The sequence below is a fragment of the Paraburkholderia kururiensis JCM 10599 = LMG 19447 genome (assembly GCF_003986935.1).
Classification (GTDB): domain Bacteria; phylum Pseudomonadota; class Gammaproteobacteria; order Burkholderiales; family Burkholderiaceae; genus Paraburkholderia; species Paraburkholderia kururiensis.
The window spans coordinates 1-19,798 of record NZ_RJZE01000019.1 but is presented as its reverse complement, the minus strand read 5'-3'; the positions used below and the strand labels follow the sequence as shown (position 1 = coordinate 19,798).

Annotated in this window: 21 protein-coding genes and 1 tRNA gene; 11 read left to right on the top strand and 11 right to left on the bottom strand. The window is 65.8% G+C overall.

What is annotated here, in order from left to right:
• Nucleotides 1-48: 48 nt before the first annotated feature.
• Both PKKP23_RS22150 and PKKP23_RS22145 read right to left on the bottom strand, forming a co-directional pair.
• Entirely contained in the window at nt 49-2,034 is a 1,986-nt protein-coding gene (locus PKKP23_RS22150) for a DNA topoisomerase IV subunit B (RefSeq protein ID WP_017774304.1), read from the bottom strand.
• A gap of 327 nt (nt 2,035-2,361) precedes the next feature.
• Entirely contained in the window at nt 2,362-4,287 is a 1,926-nt protein-coding gene (locus tag PKKP23_RS22145; protein ID WP_126878449.1) for an ATP-binding cassette domain-containing protein, read from the bottom strand.
• Nucleotides 4,288-4,516: 229 nt separating this feature from the next.
• On the opposite strand from PKKP23_RS22145, the gene PKKP23_RS22140 reads away from it, so the two are divergent.
• Nucleotides 4,517-4,729 carry a rubredoxin gene (locus PKKP23_RS22140; protein WP_017774302.1) on the top strand — a complete coding sequence of 71 codons (213 nt, stop codon included), beginning with the start codon at nt 4,517-4,519 and terminating at the stop codon, nt 4,727-4,729.
• Between the two features lie 61 nt (nt 4,730-4,790).
• Here the strand turns inward: PKKP23_RS22140 and PKKP23_RS22135 are convergent, their stop codons facing one another.
• Nucleotides 4,791-5,555 (bottom strand): class I SAM-dependent DNA methyltransferase, encoded by a 765-nt coding sequence (locus tag PKKP23_RS22135; protein ID WP_240659098.1) that lies wholly within the window; start codon nt 5,553-5,555, stop codon nt 4,791-4,793.
• A 107-nt stretch (nt 5,556-5,662) separates the two neighbouring features.
• Between PKKP23_RS22135 and PKKP23_RS22130 the strand changes: the two genes are divergently transcribed.
• Nucleotides 5,663-5,737: transfer RNA gene (locus tag PKKP23_RS22130), tRNA-Arg, on the top strand.
• Between the two features lie 55 nt (nt 5,738-5,792).
• Here PKKP23_RS22130 and PKKP23_RS22125 read toward each other — a convergent pair.
• Nucleotides 5,793-6,041 carry an energy transducer TonB gene (locus PKKP23_RS22125; protein WP_126878448.1) on the bottom strand — a complete coding sequence of 83 codons (249 nt, stop codon included), beginning with the start codon at nt 6,039-6,041 and terminating at the stop codon, nt 5,793-5,795.
• A 306-nt stretch (nt 6,042-6,347) separates the two neighbouring features.
• Here PKKP23_RS22125 and PKKP23_RS22120 point away from each other — a divergent pair, with 306 nt between their 5' ends.
• From PKKP23_RS22120 to PKKP23_RS22095, 6 genes are all read left to right on the top strand, one after another.
• Nucleotides 6,348-6,590: a hypothetical protein gene (locus PKKP23_RS22120; protein WP_126878447.1), complete on the top strand. Its 243-nt coding sequence runs from the start codon at nt 6,348-6,350 to the stop codon at nt 6,588-6,590.
• Between the two features lie 221 nt (nt 6,591-6,811).
• A complete protein-coding gene (locus tag PKKP23_RS34600) occupies nt 6,812-7,141 on the top strand; it encodes a hypothetical protein (protein ID WP_240659097.1) in 330 nt (109 codons plus the stop codon).
• A 153-nt stretch (nt 7,142-7,294) separates the two neighbouring features.
• Nucleotides 7,295-8,569 carry a DNA (cytosine-5-)-methyltransferase gene (dcm, locus tag PKKP23_RS22110; RefSeq protein ID WP_168724590.1) on the top strand — a complete coding sequence of 425 codons (1,275 nt, stop codon included), beginning with the start codon at nt 7,295-7,297 and terminating at the stop codon, nt 8,567-8,569.
• Between the two features lie 54 nt (nt 8,570-8,623).
• On the top strand, nt 8,624-9,106 hold the full coding sequence (locus tag PKKP23_RS22105; protein WP_126878446.1) for a very short patch repair endonuclease: 483 nt from the start codon (nt 8,624-8,626) through the stop codon (nt 9,104-9,106).
• A gap of 318 nt (nt 9,107-9,424) precedes the next feature.
• Nucleotides 9,425-9,928: a YbhB/YbcL family Raf kinase inhibitor-like protein gene (locus PKKP23_RS22100; protein ID WP_017774289.1), complete on the top strand. Its 504-nt coding sequence runs from the start codon at nt 9,425-9,427 to the stop codon at nt 9,926-9,928.
• A gap of 71 nt (nt 9,929-9,999) precedes the next feature.
• On the top strand, nt 10,000-11,505 hold the full coding sequence (locus tag PKKP23_RS22095) for an MFS transporter (RefSeq protein ID WP_126878445.1): 1,506 nt from the start codon (nt 10,000-10,002) through the stop codon (nt 11,503-11,505).
• 224 nt (nt 11,506-11,729) lie between these two features.
• Here the strand turns inward: PKKP23_RS22095 and otsA are convergent, their stop codons facing one another.
• From otsA to PKKP23_RS22065, 6 genes are all read right to left on the bottom strand, one after another.
• Nucleotides 11,730-13,166, bottom strand: a complete 1,437-nt coding sequence (gene otsA / locus PKKP23_RS22090) for an alpha,alpha-trehalose-phosphate synthase (UDP-forming) (RefSeq protein WP_026121336.1) — start codon at nt 13,164-13,166, stop codon at nt 11,730-11,732.
• Nucleotides 13,167-13,350: 184 nt separating this feature from the next.
• On the bottom strand, nt 13,351-13,578 hold the full coding sequence (locus PKKP23_RS22085; RefSeq protein ID WP_026121335.1) for a hypothetical protein: 228 nt from the start codon (nt 13,576-13,578) through the stop codon (nt 13,351-13,353).
• Nucleotides 13,579-13,728: 150 nt separating this feature from the next.
• Nucleotides 13,729-13,941: a hypothetical protein gene (locus PKKP23_RS22080; RefSeq protein ID WP_240659096.1), complete on the bottom strand. Its 213-nt coding sequence runs from the start codon at nt 13,939-13,941 to the stop codon at nt 13,729-13,731.
• A gap of 166 nt (nt 13,942-14,107) precedes the next feature.
• Nucleotides 14,108-15,511: a sigma-54-dependent transcriptional regulator gene (locus PKKP23_RS22075; RefSeq protein WP_126878444.1), complete on the bottom strand. Its 1,404-nt coding sequence runs from the start codon at nt 15,509-15,511 to the stop codon at nt 14,108-14,110.
• Between the two features lie 344 nt (nt 15,512-15,855).
• Nucleotides 15,856-16,119 carry a hypothetical protein gene (locus PKKP23_RS22070; protein ID WP_126878443.1) on the bottom strand — a complete coding sequence of 88 codons (264 nt, stop codon included), beginning with the start codon at nt 16,117-16,119 and terminating at the stop codon, nt 15,856-15,858.
• A 96-nt stretch (nt 16,120-16,215) separates the two neighbouring features.
• Nucleotides 16,216-16,533 (bottom strand): ElaB/YgaM/YqjD family protein, encoded by a 318-nt coding sequence (locus tag PKKP23_RS22065; protein WP_126878442.1) that lies wholly within the window; start codon nt 16,531-16,533, stop codon nt 16,216-16,218.
• Between the two features lie 493 nt (nt 16,534-17,026).
• Between PKKP23_RS22065 and PKKP23_RS22060 the strand changes: the two genes are divergently transcribed.
• The 3 genes from PKKP23_RS22060 (at nt 17,027) to PKKP23_RS22050 (ending at nt 19,471) form a co-directional block, all read left to right on the top strand.
• Nucleotides 17,027-18,067, top strand: a complete 1,041-nt coding sequence (locus PKKP23_RS22060; protein ID WP_126878441.1) for a sigma-54 interaction domain-containing protein — start codon at nt 17,027-17,029, stop codon at nt 18,065-18,067.
• A gap of 310 nt (nt 18,068-18,377) precedes the next feature.
• Nucleotides 18,378-18,890 (top strand): hypothetical protein, encoded by a 513-nt coding sequence (locus PKKP23_RS22055; protein ID WP_240659104.1) that lies wholly within the window; start codon nt 18,378-18,380, stop codon nt 18,888-18,890.
• Entirely contained in the window at nt 18,887-19,471 is a 585-nt protein-coding gene (locus tag PKKP23_RS22050; protein WP_240659095.1) for a hypothetical protein, read from the top strand. The genes PKKP23_RS22055 and PKKP23_RS22050 overlap by 4 nt, the downstream gene beginning before the upstream one ends.
• Before the next feature lie 200 nt (nt 19,472-19,671).
• Here PKKP23_RS22050 and PKKP23_RS22045 read toward each other — a convergent pair.
• A partial coding sequence (locus PKKP23_RS22045) for an AAA-associated domain-containing protein (protein ID WP_138721040.1) occupies nt 19,672-19,798 on the bottom strand: 127 nt, incomplete at its 5' end.

Sequence of the window (19,798 nt, the reverse complement as noted above, 5' to 3'; positions counted from 1 at the left end):
TCCTGTCCTGCGTGGTGCGCGGGTCTCACACGTGCACGCGCGCCGCGCTCAGATGTCCGCTTCGACTTCGTTGCCCTTCTCTTCGAGCCAGCTGCGCCGCGCGGCCGCTTCGCCCTTGCCCATCAGCATGGTCATGCGCGCGACGGTGGAATCGAAGTCGAGGTCGCCGAGCGCCACGGGCGACAGGCGTCGCGTGTCCGGGTTCATCGTGGTGTCCCACAACTGCTCGGCGCTCATTTCGCCAAGGCCCTTGAAGCGGCTGATGGTCCATTGCGATTCGCGCACGCCGTCCTTGCGCAGCTTGTCGAGAATGGCGTCGAGTTCGCCTTCGTCGAGCGCGTAGAGCTTCTGCGCGGGCTTCTTGCCGCGTGCCGGCGCATCGACGCGAAAGAGCGGCGGGCGCGCCACGCACACGTGGCCGCGCTCGATCAGTTGCGGGAAATGCTTGAAGAACAACGTGAGCAGCAGCACCTGGATGTGCGCGCCGTCCACGTCGGCGTCCGAAAGAATGCAGATCTTGCCGTAGCGCAGGTTGGAGAGATCGACGGTGTCGTCGGGGCTGTGCGGATCCACGCCGATCGCCACCGAAATGTCGTGCACTTCGTTGTTCGCGAAAAGGCGGTCGCGCTCGGTCTCCCAGGTGTTGAGCACCTTGCCGCGCAGCGGCAGGATGGCCTGGTATTCCTTGTCGCGGCCCATCTTCGCGGAGCCGCCCGCCGAGTCGCCCTCCACGAGGAAAAGCTCGTTGCGCGAGATGTCGGTGGATTCGCAGTCCGTGAGCTTGCCGGGCAGCACGGCCACGCCGGAACTCTTGCGCTTCTCGATCTTCTGACCCGCGCGCGTGCGCGCCTGAGCCTGCTTGATGACGAGGTCCGCAAGCTTCTTGCCGTGCTCGACATGCTGGTTGAGCCACAGTTCGAGCGCGGGCCGCGTGAACGACCCGACGAGCTTGACCGCATCGCGGCTGTTCAGACGCTCCTTGATTTGCCCCTGGAACTGCGGATCGAGCACCTTGGCGGAGAGCACGAACGAGACGCGCGCGAACACGTCTTCGGCCAGCAGCTTCACGCCCTTGGGCTGCAGATTGTGCAGCTCGATGAAGCTCTTCACGGCCTGGAAGAGGCCTTCGCGCAGACCCGCTTCGTGCGTGCCGCCGGCGGGCGTCGGGATCAGGTTCACATACGACTCGCGCATGAGCGAACCTTCCTCGCTCCACGCGACGACCCAGGCGGCGCCCTCGCCTTCGGCGAAGGTGTCGTCGCTCGCGCGCGAGCCTTCGGCGTAGCGCTCGCCCTCGAAGAGCGGGATCACGAGATCGCTGCCCGCGAGCCCTTCCAGCAGATAGCCGCGCAGGCCGTCTTCGTATTTCCAGTTGAGGCGCTCGCCGGTCTTCTCGTTGACGAGCACGACCTCGACGCCGGGCAGCAGCACCGCCTTCGAGCGCAACAGCCGCTGCAGTTCGCCCACCGGCAGGTTCGCCGAATCGAAGTACTTCGCGTCGGGCCAGACGGTGACGCGCGTGCCGCTCTTCTTGTCGTCGCGGGTAGCCCCACGCGTCTTCAGCGGCTTCACGACGTCGCCGTGGGCAAAGCCGATGTCGGCCACCTTGCCGTCGCGCCAGACGGTGACGTCGAGCTGCTTCGAAAGTGCGTTGGTGACCGACACGCCCACGCCGTGCAGGCCGCCGGAGAACGTGTACGCGCCGCCCGCGGCCTTGTCGAACTTGCCGCCCGCGTGCAGCCGCGTGAAGACGATTTCGACGACGGGCACGCGTTCTTCGGGATGCAGGCCGAACGGGATGCCACGGCCGTCGTCGTCCACCGACACGGAGCCGTCCGCGTTCAGGGTGACGATGATCTGCTTGCCGAAGCCGCCGAGCGCTTCGTCGGACGCGTTGTCGATAACTTCCTGGATGATGTGCAGCGGATTCTCGGTGCGCGTGTACATGCCGGGCCGCTGCCGGACCGGTTCAAGGCCTTTGAGCACCTTGATCGACGCTTCGCTATAGGCCGCGCTTGACTTCTTCGTAGACATGGTGGATTTGGGTCCGTCCGTTCATCGTGGTTGTCCACATGTTCTGTGGACATCTGCGTGGACAAGGCGTTGAGTTTTCAAAATATCCGATACGAAACAACGGGCTGGATTGGGTTGCTCGCTACGCGGGCGGACCTGCGGTTTACCGCCTCATTCGGCTTGCCATGCCGCATGGCGCGCCTGCCAAGGCGTTCGCGACAGGTGCCGGGCACGGCGCAGGCCCGCCGGCTGGCGGGTTCGCGGGGTATTTTACTGATTTCGCCCTGGGCGGCAATTTACAACGCGCTGCACGTGCGGCCTGCTCTCGCCCGTGCTCGACACTTGCGCTCACTTGCGCTTGCTCTCCAGCTCTTCCCAGCGCTCGAGCGCAATCAGCAGTTCCTCTTCGATCGCCCCATAGCGTTCGGTAAGACGTGTGCCCTCGGCAGCGTCTTTCGCGAAGATCGAGCCGTCTTCGAGTTGCGCCGCGATGGTCTTCTGCTCGGCTTCCAACGACGCGATGCGCTCCGGCAGCGCGTCGAGTTCGCGCTGCTCCTTGAACGACAGCTTGACGGCGCGCGGCGCACTGCGCGCCGCCGCACTCTCCTTGTTCGGCGCTTCCTTCGCGCTCTCGCGCGGCGCCTGGGCCTCGCGCAGCTGTTCAGCGCGATCGCGCTGGACCTGCCAGTCCGTAAAGCCGCCCACATACTCGCGCCAGCGGCCTTCGCCCTCCGCCGCGATCACGGAGGTCACCACGTTGTCCAGGAACGCGCGATCGTGGCTCACGAGCAGCACGGTGCCGTCGTAATCGGTGAGCAGCTCTTCGAGCAGTTCGAGCGTGGGAATATCGAGGTCGTTGGTGGGTTCGTCGAGCACCAGCACGTTCGCAGGCCGCGCGAACAGGCGCGCGAGCAACAGACGATTGCGCTCGCCGCCGGAGAGCGACTTCACGGGCGAACGGGCGCGCTCCGGCGCGAACAGGAAGTCACCGAGGTAGCTCATGACGTGCTTTCGCGCGCCATTGATCTCGACCCAGTCGCTGCCGGGGCTGATGGTGTCGGCGAGCGTCTTTTCCATGTCGAGCTGCGCGCGCATCTGGTCGAAATACGCGACCTGCAGATTGGTGCCGACGCGCACCTGGCCTTCGTCCGGCTCGATCTCCCCGAGAATCAGCTTGAGCAGCGTGGTCTTGCCCGCGCCGTTCGGGCCGACGAAGCCGATCTTGTCGCCGCGCATGACCGTGGCCGAGAAACGGTCGACCACGGTGCGGCTGCCGTAGCGCTTCGTCACGTCCGTCAGTTCCGCGACGATCTTGCCCGACTTCTCGCCCTGCGCGACATCGAGCTTCACGTTGCCCTGCACGTTGCGGCGTTCCTCGCGCTCGCGACGCATCTGCACGAGCCGCGCAATGCGCCCCACGCTGCGCGTGCGGCGCGCCTCCACGCCCTTGCGGATCCACACTTCTTCCTGGGCGAGCAGTTTGTCGAACTTCGCGTTTTCGATCCGCTCCACTTCGAGCTGCTGCGCCTTGCGCTCCTGATAAGCGGAGAAGTTGCCGGGATACGAGAGCAGCCGGCCACGGTCCAGCTCGACGATGCGCGTCGCCACACGGTCGAGGAACGCGCGGTCGTGCGTGATGAAGAAGAGGCTTGCGCGCTGGGAGAGCAACAGCTCTTCGAGCCAGCGGATGCCGTCGAAGTCGAGGTGATTGGTCGGTTCGTCGAGCAGGAGGATGTCAGGCTGCACGACCAGCGCGCGCGCCAGCGCCACCCGCTTTTGCATGCCACCCGAGAGCGCGCCCACGCGCGCCTCGCCGTCAAGACCGATCTGCGCGAGCGTGGTGGACACGCGGGTGCGCCAGTTCCAGGCATCCGCGGCATCCACCGACGATTGCAACACGTTCATGCGCGCAAGCAGCGCGTGGTGCTCCGCGCCTTCGGGCGTCTCTGCAAGGCGGTGTGCAACCGTGTCGTACTCGTCCAGCAGTTGCTGCGCGTAGGCGAGGCCCGAAGCCACGGTGTCGAACACCGTGGCTTCGGCGTCGAACTCGGGCTCCTGGGGCACGTAGACCGTCGTGAGGTTCTGCTGGCGCGTGACGAGGCCGTCGTCGGGCTTCGTGAGGTCCGCAACGATCTTGAGGAGCGACGACTTGCCTGCGCCGTTGCGGCCGATCAGGCCGACGCGCTCGCCCGCCTCCAGCGAAAAGTCCGCGTGGTCGAGCAGCGCAACGTGGCCGAACGCGAGCTGCGCGCCGGTGATGGTGTAAAGCGACATGGAAGAGACCGAAAAAGCTGCGTTGGACCGGAATCGCTCATTGTACCGGGCGGCGCAGCCGCGACAGCCTGGCCGGATGGGCAGCGAACGCGGCGCTCGCGACTGCTACAACGTGAGAACCGGCCTAGAGGGGCCGGCAGACGCCCGCGCGACGAATTCCGGTAAGATTGCGGCTCGCCGCCGCCCGGCGAGGCACAGAGCCGGTCGCGCCTCGCGGCAATCGCACTGAATGTGCATTGAATGGAACGAAGAGTACGCCGTGAGTGAAGTTGTCGAATACAAAAGCTGGGTCTGCCTGATTTGCGGCTGGATCTACAACGAAGAAGAAGGGCTGCCGAACGAAGGCATCCCGGCCGGCACACGTTTCGCCGATATCCCCGACGACTGGCGCTGCCCGCTTTGCGATGTGGGCAAGGGCGACTTCGCGGTGGTGGAGTTCTGAAGTAGCTTGCTGAACTGTGTCGCGCGGTTGGTCTCACGCCTCGCGACGCAAAGCCATGACTTCATGATCTTGTCGCGACGACGATCAGCTCAGGCGCGTCGGCACTCAATGGCGCGCCCGACCAGTCGCCATACCACTGCGTCACGTTGAATCCGGCTTCGTCCAGCGTGGCCGCGAGTTCTTCCTTCGTGCGGAATCGCAGCTCGCTCGGGACGACAACCTCGTCTTCCGTCAGCGAGAACCGGTAGTGCGTGTCGAAGCGCACACGCGGTCCAACTCCGTCGCTTCGCACTTCGATCAATCGCTGCCACACGTCTGTCGGGCCGACAACCGGATGATCGACGGTTCGTCGCGATCGCTCCGGTGTCCATTGTTCCCACGGCCGTGCCTGCGGGTTGCGGCTCTCGAACGCGAGCCAGCCGCCCGGACACAGTGCGCGACGAATGGCAATAAGCGTGGCGCGCCAACTGGCGTCGTTCACGAAAACCTGAGCGACGTGCCCGGTCATGAGCGCAAGGCCGGCACCTGACGGCGTCGCCGCACTCGCGTCGCCCTCGATCCAGCGCACCTGCGCTCCGCCGGCCCGCCGCCGCGCGACTTCGAGCATGGCGTGGGCAGGATCGATGCCCGTCACGTCGTGGCCACGCCGTGCCAATTCACTGGCAAGCAGTCCGGTGCCGCAGCCGATGTCGACGATCGGCGCCCGCGGCAACGTTGCCGCAAGGTCCAGATAGAACGCCGTGTCGGCGGCGAACGGATTCAGCGCGTCGTAAAGCGCGACGAGACGCACATCGGTGTAGAGGGAAGTGGTCTCAGGCGTAGTCATGTGGTGGAAATCGTAGCGGCACACTGGCGTCTGCACCATCGTCCGAACGGCCATTCTCCGGCCCGGGCGGCTTTGTTATACTCTTGGCCCTGCGGCGCCCGGTCCCTCTCCCCGTAGTTCAATGGATAGAACAAGTGCCTCCTAAGCGCTAGATACAGGTTCGATTCCTGTCGGGGGGACCAGCAACACCACGCACGCCTTTCCCCGCAGCAACCGTCATCCCTTCAATCCACTCCGTTACGCTTCCATCGTCCACGCCACGTCGTGCCATCGGCGCGAGGTCTTCGACCCCAGCCTGGTGGGCGGATAGTGACCGCTCTGGAGTTCGGTGAGCGCTCGCTCGTCGATTGCAGGATCGCCGCAGCCGCGCTTGAGCTGAACGGCCTGCACCCGGCCGGCATCGTCCAGCAGCACCCGCGCCAGTACCCGCCACCGCAGGCTTTGCTCCGGATTGGTTTTCGCGAGTAGTTTGTCCAGCAGGCTCATCGTTACGTCCTCCCCCACTGTTCCATTCTTCCATTCCAAAACGGCCCCATCGGGCCATGTGCGAACGGCAATTGTGAGCAGTTCGCGCCGAGGTGCCCACCAATGTCAAAACCGCCGCCGCTGTTCTTGACAATCGTCGCCGCGGCGCGACGGTGACGCCACCCTGCGCCAGGCTGATGCAGCGCACCGCTCCCTATCAAAACTGACAGGTAACGGGAGTCCCAAAACGTCATACATTAGGAACATAGCAAGCAGCGACGTCCCGAACGCCGACAGACACGCAACATCCATCACGGGGGACACACCATGGTCAGCCTTCTCGACCAGGAAATCGCACACATTCAACGTGTGATGCGAGCATCGCTGGCACTCGATGCCACCCGCGCGCTTCTGCCTCCCAGCTACTGGCGGCACCGCCTGCAGCGGCTGGTCGCTGGCAAGCGCATCACCCAACAGCAGTTTTCCGCGATCGACGGCCTGCTCGTCCAGCTTGACGCCTTCGACCACACCACACCGCCCGCCCATGAAGTTCACGCCAAGGCCAGTTGAGTGAGGGTCGCCCGCTGGCCGATACGCCCGCCGCAAGATCACCATGCGGCTGATACGCTCGTGCCGACGCCGGGGGCCGTTGTACCGAAGGCGCCAAAGCGCCTGTGACGGTCGCCGTCCGGCTCCCGCGCCGCCGCCCTGCACCACCCCCCCGCACCGAAATACCGCAATATCGGGACACCCCGATCTCAAGTATCCGCCCAACATGCCGTAAAACAGAGATGGCAGATCTCGAAAAATCGCAGATGGGCTCGTATATGGCGAGCCTGATAGACGAAGACATCGCCCATATCGAGCGGGCGATGCGGCTTTCGTTCGCCCCCGATTGCGACAGCAACGTGCTGCCCGCTGGGTACTGGCGCAGGCGCCTGCACCAGTTGCTGGACACCGTGCATCTCAACAAGGCGCAGTTGCGCGGCATCGACGCCCTGCTGCTGCAGCTCGACCGGCTCGAAGCCGAAGCTGCGCGCCGGCTGAAGGCCGCGCCGACGCGCGCCGAGACCATCGAGGAAACCTCGGCGGTCGTGCCGCTGCGCCGCCAGGGTCAATAACCCTGCGCTGGCGCGCCAATCCCGTGCCGGGCCCGAGGACTCCCCTCCATTTCCCGCGCAACGTAGCAAAATTCCCTCGCTTGAGAACCAAAGCGCGACCGTGGGTCGTCTATCGGTCATAATGTCCGCCAAAATTCCCAGCGAGGACCTTCCGTGACCCCGGCTCCCCTGCCAGACCTGCTCAAGCAGGCACGCACCCGATTCACCCAGCGGCAGATCGCCGACCACGTCGGCAAGGACGTCAAGACCGTGCGTCGCTGGGAAAAAGGCGAAACGCCCTGCCCCGCGATGCTCGAAGCCGCCCTTCGCGAACTGATGCGCACGCCCGCGGCGAACCGCGCGTCCGAGGCGCCGCGCTTTCGCTTCGTCGACCTCTTCGCCGGCATCGGCGGCATCCGCATGGGCTTCGAGGCGCACGGCGGCCAGTGCGTGTTCACGAGCGAGTGGAACGAGTTCTCGAAGAAGACCTATATCGAGAACCACGGCGCCGACCATCGCTTCATCGGCGACATCGTCTCGTTTCCGGCCGCCGACGTGCCCGCCCACGACGTGCTGCTCGCCGGCTTCCCGTGCCAGCCGTTCTCGATTGCGGGCGTGAGCAAGAAGAACGCGCTCGGCCGCCCGCACGGCTTCGAGTGCACGACGCAAGGCACGCTCTTCTTCGACGTCGCGCGAATCATCGCGGCAAGGCGGCCCGCCGCGTTCCTGCTCGAGAACGTGAAGAACCTGCTCTCGCACGACCGCGGCCGTACCTTCGAGGTGATCCTGCAAACGCTGCGCGACGAGCTGGGCTACGAAGTCCACTATCGCGTTGTCGACGGCAGCCACTTCACGCCGCAACATCGCGAACGCATCATCCTCGTGGGCTTTCGCGAACCCACCGCGTTCTCGTGGGACGACCTGCGGCTGCCCGGCGACGGTCCGCGGCTCGGCGCCATCCTGCATCGCACGGACGGCAGCGAACCCCTGCTGCCCTGGGACGGCGACCGCTTCTTCGATCACACGGCCCGTTGCGTGCAGCCGCGTTACACGCTGACGCCGGGCCTCTGGACATACCTCCAGCAATATGCCGAAAAGCATCGCGCAGCGGGCAACGGCTTCGGTTTCGGCATGGCGACGGCCGACAGCGTCACGCGCACGCTATCGGCGCGCTACCACAAGGACGGCTCCGAGATCCTCGTGCATCAGGGCAAGGCGCAGCGTCCGCGCCGCCTCACGCCGCGCGAGTGCGCGCGCCTGATGGGCTTTCCCGACACCTTCCGCATTCCCGTGAGCGACACCCAGGCCTATCGCCAGTTCGGCAACAGCGTCGTGATGCCTGTGATGCGCGAGGTGGCGCGCATCATGCTGCCGCATCTGGGTGTCGCCACCAGCCCGGTAGCCGTCAAACGCAAGTCCGCCCGCACCGCCGCGGCGCTCGCGGCCTGAGCGCCATTCGCTGCCCGCCGCTTGCGCCCGCAGGCAGCAGAGGAGCCACGCAACATGGTGGATGTCGTCGACGCCGCAACGCGCAGCCGGATGATGTCCGGCATTCGCGGACGCAACACGAAGCCGGAGATCCTGATTCGCCGGCTGCTGCATCGGCGCGGCTTTCGCTTCAGGCTCGACGTGCGCGAGCTGCCGGGCCGGCCGGACATCGTGCTGCCCCGCTATCGCGCGGCGATCTTCGTGCACGGCTGCTTCTGGCACGGCCACGACTGCCCGCTCTTCAAGTGGCCGCAGACGCGCCCCGAGTTCTGGCGCGAGAAGATCGCGCGCAACCGCGCCAACGACGCGAAGGCGCTCGCCGCGCTCGCGGCCCAGGGCTGGCGCATCGCCATCGTCTGGGAATGCGCGATTCGCGGCGCAGACCGTGACGTGGGCGCCCTCATCGAACAATTGGACACGTGGCTGCGCAGCGGCGCGTTCACCCTCTTCGAAGCACGGGGACCGCGTGCGGCACAGCCGTTGCAGGTGTCTCGCTGAGATTGTTCGCCGCGGCCCCGGCGGCACCTGGCCTCAACGTGCGCCGCGAACCGTGACGGGAACGATTCGTGCCCCCTGGCAGGCGGGCGCAATGCGATCCCGCAAGCCGCCAGCGAGGTAAACGAGGCGGTCACGCGCCGTGAAAGCGCCATCCGCGCCGCTGCGCTAAACTCGATCGATCCCGCCGGCCACCTGCATCCGTCGCCGCGATTGCAGCAACAAGGCAGCAAACAGCGGCGTGGAAGTGCGAGTGAAAGCGCAAGCACCACGTGGCCTCCGGGTTCATTGCGCGCTGAACCGTTCTTGAGGAGACGTCCAATGGCTGATTTCCGGATCTGGTCCGACGATTTTCCGGCCAACGGCTTCATGCCGAAGGCGCAGGAACTGAACGAACCCGCGTTCGGCACCGCCGGCGAAAACATCTCGCCAGCGCTGCAATGGGACGCACCGCCCGGCGACGCGCAAAGTCTCGCCGTCACCGTCTATGATCCCGATGCGCCGACCGGCAGCGGCTTCTGGCACTGGGTCGTGGCCAACCTGCCGCCCGACGCGCGGGCGCTGCCGCGCAACGCGGGCAAAGCCGACGGCAGTCTGCTGCCGCACGGTGCGGTGCAGGTGCGCAACGACTACGGCACGGTGGGTTTCGGCGGCGCAGCGCCGCCACGCGGAGACAAGCCGCATCGCTACATCTTCCGTATTCACGCGCTCAAGGTGCCTCAGTTGCCCATTACCGCGGATACGACGAACGCTGTGGCGCGCTTCATGATTCACCTGAACGAAATCGACTCGACAACCTACACGGGACTCTACGAACTGAAGTAGCCCGCGACTGCGCTGCCGGCCCGCGAGATGGCGTGGCGGCACGCAGCCGCCGCGCCGCTTCGATACCATCGATGCGCACCTCATCCATTTCATCCGCACCCTCTTCCGAAACCCTTGGCGCGGCAGCCGCGCGCGAAGACACGCTCGCTCCATCCGGCGAAGCACATGCCGGCCGCGGCACCGATGCACAGCAACGTCCGCAGCAGGGCCGCGAGCCCGAGCCCGGACTGCCGCTGCCGCAGCGCTACGCGGCCATCGTCGTCGTGGCGCTCGGCATCACGCTCGCCGTACTCGACAGCGCGATCGCCAACGTGGCGCTGCCCACCATCGCGCGCAATCTGCACGCGAGTGCGGCATCGTCCATCTGGGTGGTCAACGCGTATCAGCTTGCCGTCACGATTTCGCTGCTGCCACTCGCCTCGCTAGGCGACCGCATCGGCTACCGGCGCGTGTATCTCGCGGGGCTCGCGCTGTTTACGGTTGCGTCGCTGGGCTGCGCGGTGTCGGGCTCGCTGCCGGTGCTCGCCATGACGCGCGTGATCCAGGGGTTCGGCGCGGCCGGCATCATGAGCGTCAACACGGCGCTCGTGCGCATGATCTATCCGCCGAAGCTGCTCGGACGCGGCGTGTCGATCAACGCGATGGTGGTGGCCATTTCGTCGGCCGTGGGGCCAACCGTCGCCTCCGCAGTGCTTTCGGTGGCGCCATGGCCGTGGCTCTTCGCCATCAATGTGCCGATCGGTATTGCGGCCTTCGCGCTGGGCCTGCGCGCGCTGCCCGTCAACGTGAAACACCGCGCGCCCTACGACTACGTGAGCGCCGTGATGAACGCGGTCGTATTCGGGCTCCTGATCTTCGCGGTGGACGGTCTGGGCCACGGAGAGTCGCGCGCGTGGGTGGCTGCCCAATTCGTCGTGGCCGCGGTGACCGGCTGGTTCTTCGTGCGCCGGCAACTGACACGCCCCGCGCCGCTTCTGCCCGTCGACCTGTTGCGCATTCCCGCATTCGGGCTGTCGGTGGGCACGTCGGTCTGCTCGTTCTGTGCCCAGATGCTCGCCTTCGTTTCGCTGCCGTTCCTGATGCAGGAAACGTTCGGGCTCTCGCAGGTCGAGACCGGTTTTCTCATGACGCCGTGGCCGCTCGTGATCGTGGGCGCCGCGCCGCTCGCGGGCATTCTTTCGGACCGCTACCCGGCCGGCATCCTCGGCGGCATCGGGCTTGCCACGCTGACGGTGGGCCTGCTGCTGCTCGCCACACTCGTGGCCCATCCTTCAGCCGTCGACATCGCCTGGCGCATGGCACTCTGCGGCGCGGGCTTCGGCATGTTCCAGTCACCGAACAACCGGCAGATGCTCGCCTCGGCGCCGCGCGAACGCAGCGGCGGCGCGAGCGGCATGCTGGGCACCGCGCGGCTCACGGGGCAGACGCTCGGCGCCGCGCTGGTCGCGCTGATTTTCGGCGTGTCGCCGACCCATGGGCCCGTCATCGCGCTGTATCTCGCGGCGGGCTTTTCGGTGCTCGCCGCTATGGTGAGCCTGCTGCGGTTGCGGCAACCGGCGAACGGCGCGGGGGCATGACACGGTCGGGGGGCGGGTTGTCGCGGCGGCCGAGTTGTCGCGACCGCGCGCGGCGGACTGAGTGAAAGGCAACACAAAGATGAAAAGAGCCGGCACGGTGGAAGGCACCTGGCCTTTCATCGTGCCGGCTGTTCGCTGGGGCTTTGGGTAGCCCGTTGCTGGCCGTTACGTGGCTATAGAGCGCCTATCAAGCGCCTATCTATCAAGCGACCATCACGCGAGCGTCAAGCCGCTTTGGCGTGAGCGAGCTTGATGGGCTGCTTGACTGCCTTCGCCGTCACCGACGCCGCCGTCGCCACGTTGCGCAGGTCCGCGAGGAAGGTATCGCGCCACACCGAGAGATTGTTCTCGCGCAGCGAAGTCATCATGTCGGCATGCCGCGCCTGACGCTCGGCAAGCGGCATCGAGAGCGCACGTTCCAGCGCCTCGGCCGTCTGCGAGAGATCGAACGGATTTACCACGAGCGCGCCCGGCATCTGCTCGGCCGCACCTGCGAACTGCGAAAGCACGAGCACGCCTGGGTCCGACGGATCCTGCGACGCCACATACTCCTTCGCGACGAGGTTCATGCCGTCGCGCAGCGGCGTCACGTAGCCCACCTGCGAGGTACGGAAGAGCGCCATCAGCAGGTTGCGTTCGTACTTGCGGTTGAGGTACTGGATCGGCGTCCAGTCGAGCTGCGCGAAACGTCCGTTGATACGTCCCGCCTCGCCCTCCAGGTTCTGGCGGATGCGCTGGTAGGTCTGCACGTCCGAGCGCGTAGGCGGCGCAATCTGGACGAGCGAAACGCGCCCATGCCAGCCCGGCGCGTTCTGCAGCAGCCGCTCGAAGGCCTGGAAGCGCTCCGCGAGACCCTTCGAGTAGTCGAGCCGGTCCACGCTCATGATGAGCTTGCGGCCGCGCAAGCCGTCGCGCAGGCTGCGCACCGCCTTGCGGTCGCTGTACTGCATGGCGGCCTTCGCAATCGCATCCGGATAGATGCCGATGGGGTACGCGGCCACCTTCAGCAGACGGTCGTAGGCGTGCAGCATGCCGTCCTCGCTCGCGGAGCCGTGATGTCCGCGCTCGATGAAGTCGATGAACGACTGGCGGTCCGCCTCGGTCTGGAAGCCGACCACGTCGTAGTCGCACATGAAGTGCACCAGTTCCTCGTGCGGCGGCACGGTGCGCAGCACCTCGGGCACGGGAAACGGAATATGCAGGAAAAAGCCGATGGGGTTGGTCACGCCCAGATTGCGCAGGCAGCGAGCGAACGGCAGCAGGTGATAGTCGTGCACCCAGATGATGTCGTCCGGGCGAATCATCGCGACGAGGCGTCGCGCAAGCGTTTCGTTGACGCGCAGATACCCCGCGTAGTCCTCGCGCTCGAAGTGCGAGAGATCGTTCCGGTAGTGGAACGTCGGCCACAGCGTGGTATTGGAAAAGCCGCGGTAATACTGGTCATAGTCGCGCCGCGTGAGTCCCACGGTCGCGTACGTGACGTTGCCCTGCTGCTCGATGACAGGCTCCGACGATTCGCCGACGATCTCGCCGCTCCAGCCGAACCAGACGCCGCCCGTTTCCTTGAGCGCGTCCAGCACGCCGATAGCAAGACCGCCGGCGGAAGGTCGCCCCTCCTGAGTCGGCGCAACACGATTCGATACCACGATTAGTCTGCCCATGCAGCAGTACCTCCTTTCTCGTTGCATGCGGGATGCCCGCCGAACACACGCAATTCGCGTGCCGCCTTGCCCGAGAAAGAAAAATAAAACCCCAAGGCGCGGGCACGCCCAAGCGGATTCGTGCCGCGCCGCCGCGCAGGGTGACAATAATTTTCTACGGGTACGACTGAAACGCGAATACAGCTCAGGCGTCCTGCTCGGAGCCCAGATCCCGCTGGTAGTCGAGACCTTCGGGGCGTGCCCCGCCCTGGTTGTGCTCGCCGTCCGCAGGTACACCGGGCGCGGGGCGGTTTTGCGCCGCCGGGTCGCTCAGCTCCGGCGGCGGGCCGCCCAGTACACCTTGTTGTGCGCCGTCGCGCGCGTTGCGCTTGCCCGAATGGCGTGCGGAACGCCGCAATGCAGGGTGTCTCATGATTGAAGCCTCCAGATGGAAGCGGTCACCCACGCGGGTGACATCCTTTCAGTCTAGGTGCGGCACGCGAAATTGCCGGTAAAAAAGTTGGGCTGCTTTGTAACAAGTACATCAATTCGCATCCGAGGGCCGATGGGGCCACACCAGCATTTACACAACGCGAAGTTCAGCGCCCCTATCGACTCCGCCGATTGTCGGCGCAGCGTGCGGCACCTCTCCCGGCTGGGCGGGCGGGTCGCCGATGGGCGGCGCCTCGGGTTCGTCGGGCTCGTGGGCGGGTTCAGGCGGCATGGGCGAGGGCTCGCCGGGCTCGGGCGGGTCTTCGGGCTGCGGGGTATGCGCACGCAGGGGCGTTGTGGCCAATGCGGATCCTGGCCACCACGCCGGTTGTGGCATGCGAGGCAATGGAAGGTGACGCAGCATGTCGGGCTCCTTCGTCGTGTCCGTCGTCGGTGAACTGAGCGATGCACGACGCGTGCCCCAGACGACGCGCGGCACGCTGCTCATGCAAACGTGCCGCGCGCAACGCTCACACGTTGGCGCGCCCCACCGTCTGCGATTCGTCGCCTGCTTCGCCTTCCGCGGGCTTCGTGTCGTTGCCGTACTCAACGAGCCGGTTGTAAAGCGTCTTCAGGCTGATGCCGAGAATCTCTGCCGCGCGCGTCTTCACGCTGCCGCACTGCTCGAGCGTGGCAAGAATCAGTTGCCGGTCGGCTTCGGCGAGCGACGTGCCGAACGGAATCGTGATCGCGGTACCCGCCGAAGGCTTCGCAATGGAGATCTGCAACGGCACGACGGCGGTGGCGTCCGAATCCGCGCTCGACATGATGTGGGCACGCTGCACGTAGTTCTTGAGTTCGCGCACGTTGCCGGGCCACGGGTACGAAAGCAGCATCTCCTTCACCGCGGGCGGAAAGTGCTTGCGCGTACCGTACCGCTCGTTGAGCTCGTCGAGAAACGCCTGGGCGAGCAGCTCGACGTCTTTGCCGCGCTCGCGCAGCGGCGGCAGGCTGATTGGAAACACGTTGAGCCGGTGGTAGAGATCGAGCCGCAGCTTGCCCTCCACGACGGCCTGCTCGGGGTCGCGGTTGGTGGCCGCGATCAGCCGCACGTCCGTCTCGATTTCCTTTGTCGTGCCCACGCGCATGAACATGCCCGTTTCGAGCACGCGCAAGAGCTTCACCTGAAGCTCCACGGGCATCTCGGTGATCTCGTCGAGAAACAGCGTGCCGCCGTTGGCACGCTCGAAGTAGCCCTTGTGCTGGCGGTCCGCGCCCGTGAACGAGCCGCGCTCGTGGCCGAACATCTCGGACTCGATGAGGTTCGGCGAAATGGCGCCGCAATTCACGGCGAGAAACGCATGCTTGCGACGCAGGCTCAACTGGTGCACGGTCTGCGCGGCCACTTCCTTGCCGGTGCCCGACTCGCCCACGAGCATCACCGACGCGGCGGTGGGCGCCACCCGGCTGATCTGGTCGTAGACCTCCTGCATGGCGGGCGAGCTGCCGAGCATCAGCCCGAAGCGGCCCATGCGGCGCAGTTCGCCTCGCAGCGTGCCGATTTCGGCCTTGAGGTCGCCGGGCCGCGGCAGGCGGCTCAGAATCGCCTTCACGCGCTGCATGTTGATGGGCTTGACCAGGTAGTCGGTCGCGCCCATTTTCAGCGCGCTCACGGCGGACTCCACCGTGGCATGGCCGGTGATGACGATGACCTCGACACCCGAGGTGGGATCGAGGTCTTCGAACAGATCGACGCCGCTGCCGTCGGGCAGCTTGAGGTCGGTGAACACCACGTCCGGGGTCTGGCGCACGAGCTGGATGCGGGCCTCGCGCAGGTCGCCGGCAAGCGCGGTCGTCAGACCGTCTTGCGCGATGATGGCGGCCAGCGCCTCGCGGGTATCGGAATCGTCGTCGACAATCAGTACGTGTGACATCGCTTCTCGTCAGTGTTGTGAACATGAGCGAACCGGGATGCGGCGGCAGCGCGGAAACCTGCCATCCGGACAGGCTCCGGATGCTTCCACGCCCAACTGAAGCGTTGCCGCCTTCGGCTCTTGAAACGCGCGGCAGCGGTGGCCGCGCGGCGGTTTCGGGACGTCGCGATTTGCGAAAATTCGCCCCGTTCGGCGCATCACTTCAGCAATGAATTCGCGAAAACGGCATGCACCACAGCATGCAGCGCCACGAACTCAAACATTGTAAGACGATATCGACGGGGCTGTAACAACCCCGCGTACCGAACGGCGCTGCGTTCTCGCGATGTTGTCGCAGCGCTCGTTCAGCCGCGCGGGAACGGCCATGCGTCCCTGCGCGCCGAGTGATCTTCGCCGTTTGCCATCGCGTGCTGCGCTGCCATCGAATGGGCTGGCGCCTGCTGGGTTGCGTCCGTCGTATTGACGAGCGCGCCGCCCTCTTCCTCCCAGCGGCTCAGGTCGCGATTGAGCCACGCCTGCGAGGCGCGATGCTTCTGCGCCCACCGCCACGCCAGCACGCCGCCCACGGCAACCAGGGCGCCGAATATGCCGATTTTCTGTCGAGCCATGGGTCTGGCCATCGCTTGCTCCTTCGTGTGCGATATCGGATGAGCCCGCGTGCATGTAGCGGTGAGCCGGAAGCAACCGGCCTTGCCGACACGCACTCAACTCGCCACGAGCACGCCCAGCAAAAAGCCGGCGCCGGCCGCCATGGCCAGCGACTGCCACGGGTTGCCGCGCACATAGCGCTCGGTACGCACCGTGGCCGCCCGATACTGGCGCTGCGCCGCGGACTGCGTGGTGGCGAGCGTGTCCTGCAGCGACTCGACGTGCATGCGCAGACGTTCACGCAGCGCCTCCACGCCTTCGCCCGTGAGCGACGCGGTGAGCCGCAGCATCTCCTCCGAGTCGGTCAGCAAAACGCGAAGGTCGTCGACGACCTTCTGCCTGCCCAGCGCGAGTTGCTCGGTGGTTGGGGACATCGGGGATGACATCGTGGCGGACATCGGGCTCCTCCTTCGTTCGGTTTCAGTCGTTGTTTCAGTAGCCGCGTTGCAGCAGAACCTGCGCCTGCCACATGTGCCGGCGAACGTGTCCGGTACTTTTCTGTCGATCGTTTTGCGCGTGACGAGTTCCGCACGAGGGCACCCTCACCCCTGTGCGGCACGCCAAAACGGCAAACCTTGCCTAAGCGCAGAACGCCGCGCAGTCAATGTTGCCGCACCGCGCTGCAACGATTCGGCCTTTCGCGTTCGCGCGTCGCCTTTCGTTCGCGCCGCGGAGACGGTACGTTGCGGCGCGCGTCTGGCCAGTGGTTAAATGTTTACGAGATTCGCGCGGCAAGCCGCCCATGCCGAAGAGGCAAGGAACGATCCCGGCCCGCCGCCGCGCCCGCGAATGCCGCGCAGACGCCACGAAGAAACGACAGTGACGATGCGTCGCGGCAAGAACCCTTTTATGCGGAATACCTTCACCATGCCGTCAATCGAGCTGGAAACGCCCATCACCGACCGCGCAGCGGCCGGGTCGGCGAACCCGCGCGCCGCAGCGCTGCAGTCGTACGGCTTGCTGTACGGCTCGTCGCCGGCAATGCAGGAGTTGTACGAGCAGATCGAACGCGTGGCGAGCACCGATGCGACGGCGCTCATCATCGGCGAATCGGGCACGGGCAAGGAACTGATTGCGCGCACGATCCACGAGCAGAGCACGCGCAAGGACGCGCCCTTCATCGCCGTGAACTGCGGCGCAATTCCGGACGAGCTCATCGAGGCCGAACTGTTCGGCCACGAGAAGGGCAGCTTCACGGGTGCGATTCAGGGCCGCGTGGGCTACTTCGAACATGCGAACGGCGGCACGCTGTTTCTGGACGAGGTCACGGAAATGACGCCGGTGCGCCAGGTCAAGCTGCTGCGCGCGCTGGAAACCGGCACGTTCTATCGCGTGGGCAGCAGCGAGGCGAGTTACAGCGACGTGCGCGTGATCGCGGCCACCAACCGCGACCCCGTGACGGCGGTGAAAGAGAACGGCCTGCGCGAGGACCTGATGTACCGGCTCGCCGTGTTCCCGCTGCGCGCGCCGCCGCTGCGCGAACGCGACGGCGATCGCGAACTGCTCGCCCAGCACTTCCTCAACGAACTCAACGAGCGCGAAAACACGCAGAAGGTGTTCAGCAAGCGGGCGCTCGAGACGGTGCGCAGCTGGTCGTGGCCTGGCAACGTGCGCGAACTCAAGAACGCGGTGTATCGCGCATTCATCCTCGCCGAGAAGGTCGTGGAGATTCCGCACCCGCATCTCGTATCGCGGGTCAAGAAGCCCGTCACGCAGGGCGACGCGATGAGCGTGTGGATCGGCACGCCGCTCGCCGACGCGCAAAAGCAGATCATTCTCGGCACGCTCAAGTATTGCGGCGGCGACAAGCGGCGCGCGGCGCGCGCGCTCGGTGTCAGTCTGAAGACGCTCTACAACCGGCTCGGCGCGTACGGCAGCGAGGAACGCGAGGGCGAAGAAGAAGCGTAAAGGTGTTTAAAAGATGCGGAGCGGCTGCCCACCGCGCCGCACTTTTGTGAAACGCAGCGGTCCGCGGTCACACGCGCGTGTGCAATGCACGCCCTTTTGCAATTGCTTGCATTTTTTCTATGTCGCTCACACTTCGCGTATTGCACAATGCTGCACCGTGAGAAGTGCGCGGCATACCGGCTCATGCATTTGAGCCTGTAAAACAAGGCCCGCGCGCACGATACGGCCACGGGAAATGTTAAAAAGAAACCTTCCAATGCAGCGCATCACGCGCTGTCGCAACACGCCGCACGCCCTGCGCCGCGCCCTGATGGCCGGCGCATTCTGCACCACACTCGGCACCGCGATGCTCAGCGGCTGCAGCTCGATGTATTCCGAAGGCGCCACAGCGGGCGCCGGTATCGCAGGTGCCGCGCTCGCCAGCAAGGTGACGCGCAACGCGGCCGTCGCGACGGGCATCGGCCTCGGCACCGTGGCAGCCGCGAAGGCAGGCGTCCAGTACTCCGAACGCATCGTCCATCGCGACACGCAGGACACCATTGCACGTGCAGCAGGCGGCCTCGACGTGGGCGCCGTCGCGCCGTGGTCGGCTACGCATTCGGTGCCCATCGAAGACGACGAGCGTGGCCGCGTCACGGTGAGCCGCACCATCAGCAGCGGCACGCTCGATTGCAAGGAGATCGTGTTCTCGGTCGATACGGAGGCGAAACAGAATGCGCCTGCGTCAAGCGCGTTCTACGTGGCCTCTATCTGCCGCGACGGCAACACGTGGAAGTGGGCCTCTGCCGAGCCCGCCACCGAACGCTGGGGCGCGCTGCAATGACGCGCGGCCTGCCCCGATGGCATCGTCAGGCACCTGCGGCCGGACACGAAGAAAGAGGAAGCACGGCGCGCGCGATACGCCTCGCTCGCATCGCGGCCACAGCCGCGTTATGCACAGGCGCGACGCTGGTCGTAAGCGGCTGCGGATCGATTGGCGCCGCGAGCGGTGCGGCGGCGGGTGCCGCGTCGGGCCTCGTCACGGCCAACCCGGCGGTGGGTATCGGTGTGGGCATTGCCGTTCAGGCGGCCACCGACGAAGCCGTGAACCGCTACCTGCGCGAAATGCACGGCGACCAGCAGAACATGATTGCGTCGCTCGTGGGTTCGATGCCGGTCGGCAATGCGAAGCCATGGCGCGTGAAGCACACGCTGCCCATCGAGAATGGTCACGGCGAAGTACGCGTCACGCGGGCGTTCACGTCGGCGCTCGCTATCTGCAAGGAGTTCGTGTTCTCGGTGGTGGACGGCGACGACGCGAACGCGCCGACGCACTGGTTCACCGGCAGCGCATGTCTGCAAGACAAGGGTTGGAAATGGGCGTCGGCAGAACCGGCTGTGGAGCGCTGGGGCGCGTTGCAATAACGAGGCCCACTTCGATGGGTCCGCAGTCCTGCCGATGGTGACCACTCCGCGAAGAGCCGGATAGAGCAAAGGGGCTGCTCGTGTACGACGTTACGGCGTGCAGCCCTTCCCTGGTTGGTGCCGTGCCACACGAAGCACGCGCGGTTCGCGTTCGCTACGGGTGAGCGCATCGCCGCGCGGGTCCGGCCTTAGCCTCCCCCTCAAGCCTCCACATCCTCCAGACTGAAGATTTCGGTCTGGTCGTTATACGAGAAGATCTCCGCATAACGGCTCCAGTCGATCACCGTATCGAGCGTCTCCTCCGCCGCCTGGTCCGACAGGAAGTCT

Excerpts from the sequence above, each read along its gene's own strand:
- PKKP23_RS22150 (WP_017774304.1), bottom strand. The coding sequence starts at position 2,034 with ATGTCTACGAAGAAGTCAAGCGCGGCCTATAGCGAAGCGTCGATCAAG.
- PKKP23_RS22075 (WP_126878444.1), bottom strand. The coding sequence starts at position 15,511 with ATGTCACACGTACTGATTGTCGACGACGATTCCGATACCCGCGAGGCG.
- PKKP23_RS22135 (WP_240659098.1), bottom strand. The coding sequence starts at position 5,555 with ATGACTACGCCTGAGACCACTTCCCTCTACACCGATGTGCGTCTCGTC.
- PKKP23_RS22140 (WP_017774302.1), top strand. The coding sequence starts at position 4,517 with ATGTGCATTGAATGGAACGAAGAGTACGCCGTGAGTGAAGTTGTCGAA.
- PKKP23_RS22145 (WP_126878449.1), bottom strand. The coding sequence starts at position 4,287 with ATGTCGCTTTACACCATCACCGGCGCGCAGCTCGCGTTCGGCCACGTT.
- PKKP23_RS22125 (WP_126878448.1), bottom strand. The coding sequence starts at position 6,041 with ATGAGCCTGCTGGACAAACTACTCGCGAAAACCAATCCGGAGCAAAGC.
- PKKP23_RS22050 (WP_240659095.1), top strand. The coding sequence starts at position 18,887 with ATGACGCGCGGCCTGCCCCGATGGCATCGTCAGGCACCTGCGGCCGGA.
- otsA (WP_026121336.1), bottom strand. The coding sequence starts at position 13,166 with ATGGGCAGACTAATCGTGGTATCGAATCGTGTTGCGCCGACTCAGGAG.
- PKKP23_RS22065 (WP_126878442.1), bottom strand. The coding sequence starts at position 16,533 with ATGTCCCCAACCACCGAGCAACTCGCGCTGGGCAGGCAGAAGGTCGTC.
- PKKP23_RS22085 (WP_026121335.1), bottom strand. The coding sequence starts at position 13,578 with ATGAGACACCCTGCATTGCGGCGTTCCGCACGCCATTCGGGCAAGCGC.
- PKKP23_RS22070 (WP_126878443.1), bottom strand. The coding sequence starts at position 16,119 with ATGGCTCGACAGAAAATCGGCATATTCGGCGCCCTGGTTGCCGTGGGC.
- PKKP23_RS34600 (WP_240659097.1), top strand. The coding sequence starts at position 6,812 with ATGGCAGATCTCGAAAAATCGCAGATGGGCTCGTATATGGCGAGCCTG.
- PKKP23_RS22120 (WP_126878447.1), top strand. The coding sequence starts at position 6,348 with ATGGTCAGCCTTCTCGACCAGGAAATCGCACACATTCAACGTGTGATG.
- PKKP23_RS22100 (WP_017774289.1), top strand. The coding sequence starts at position 9,425 with ATGGCTGATTTCCGGATCTGGTCCGACGATTTTCCGGCCAACGGCTTC.
- PKKP23_RS22095 (WP_126878445.1), top strand. The coding sequence starts at position 10,000 with ATGCGCACCTCATCCATTTCATCCGCACCCTCTTCCGAAACCCTTGGC.
- PKKP23_RS22060 (WP_126878441.1), top strand. The coding sequence starts at position 17,027 with ATGCCGTCAATCGAGCTGGAAACGCCCATCACCGACCGCGCAGCGGCC.
- PKKP23_RS22055 (WP_240659104.1), top strand. The coding sequence starts at position 18,378 with ATGGCCGGCGCATTCTGCACCACACTCGGCACCGCGATGCTCAGCGGC.
- PKKP23_RS22105 (WP_126878446.1), top strand. The coding sequence starts at position 8,624 with ATGGTGGATGTCGTCGACGCCGCAACGCGCAGCCGGATGATGTCCGGC.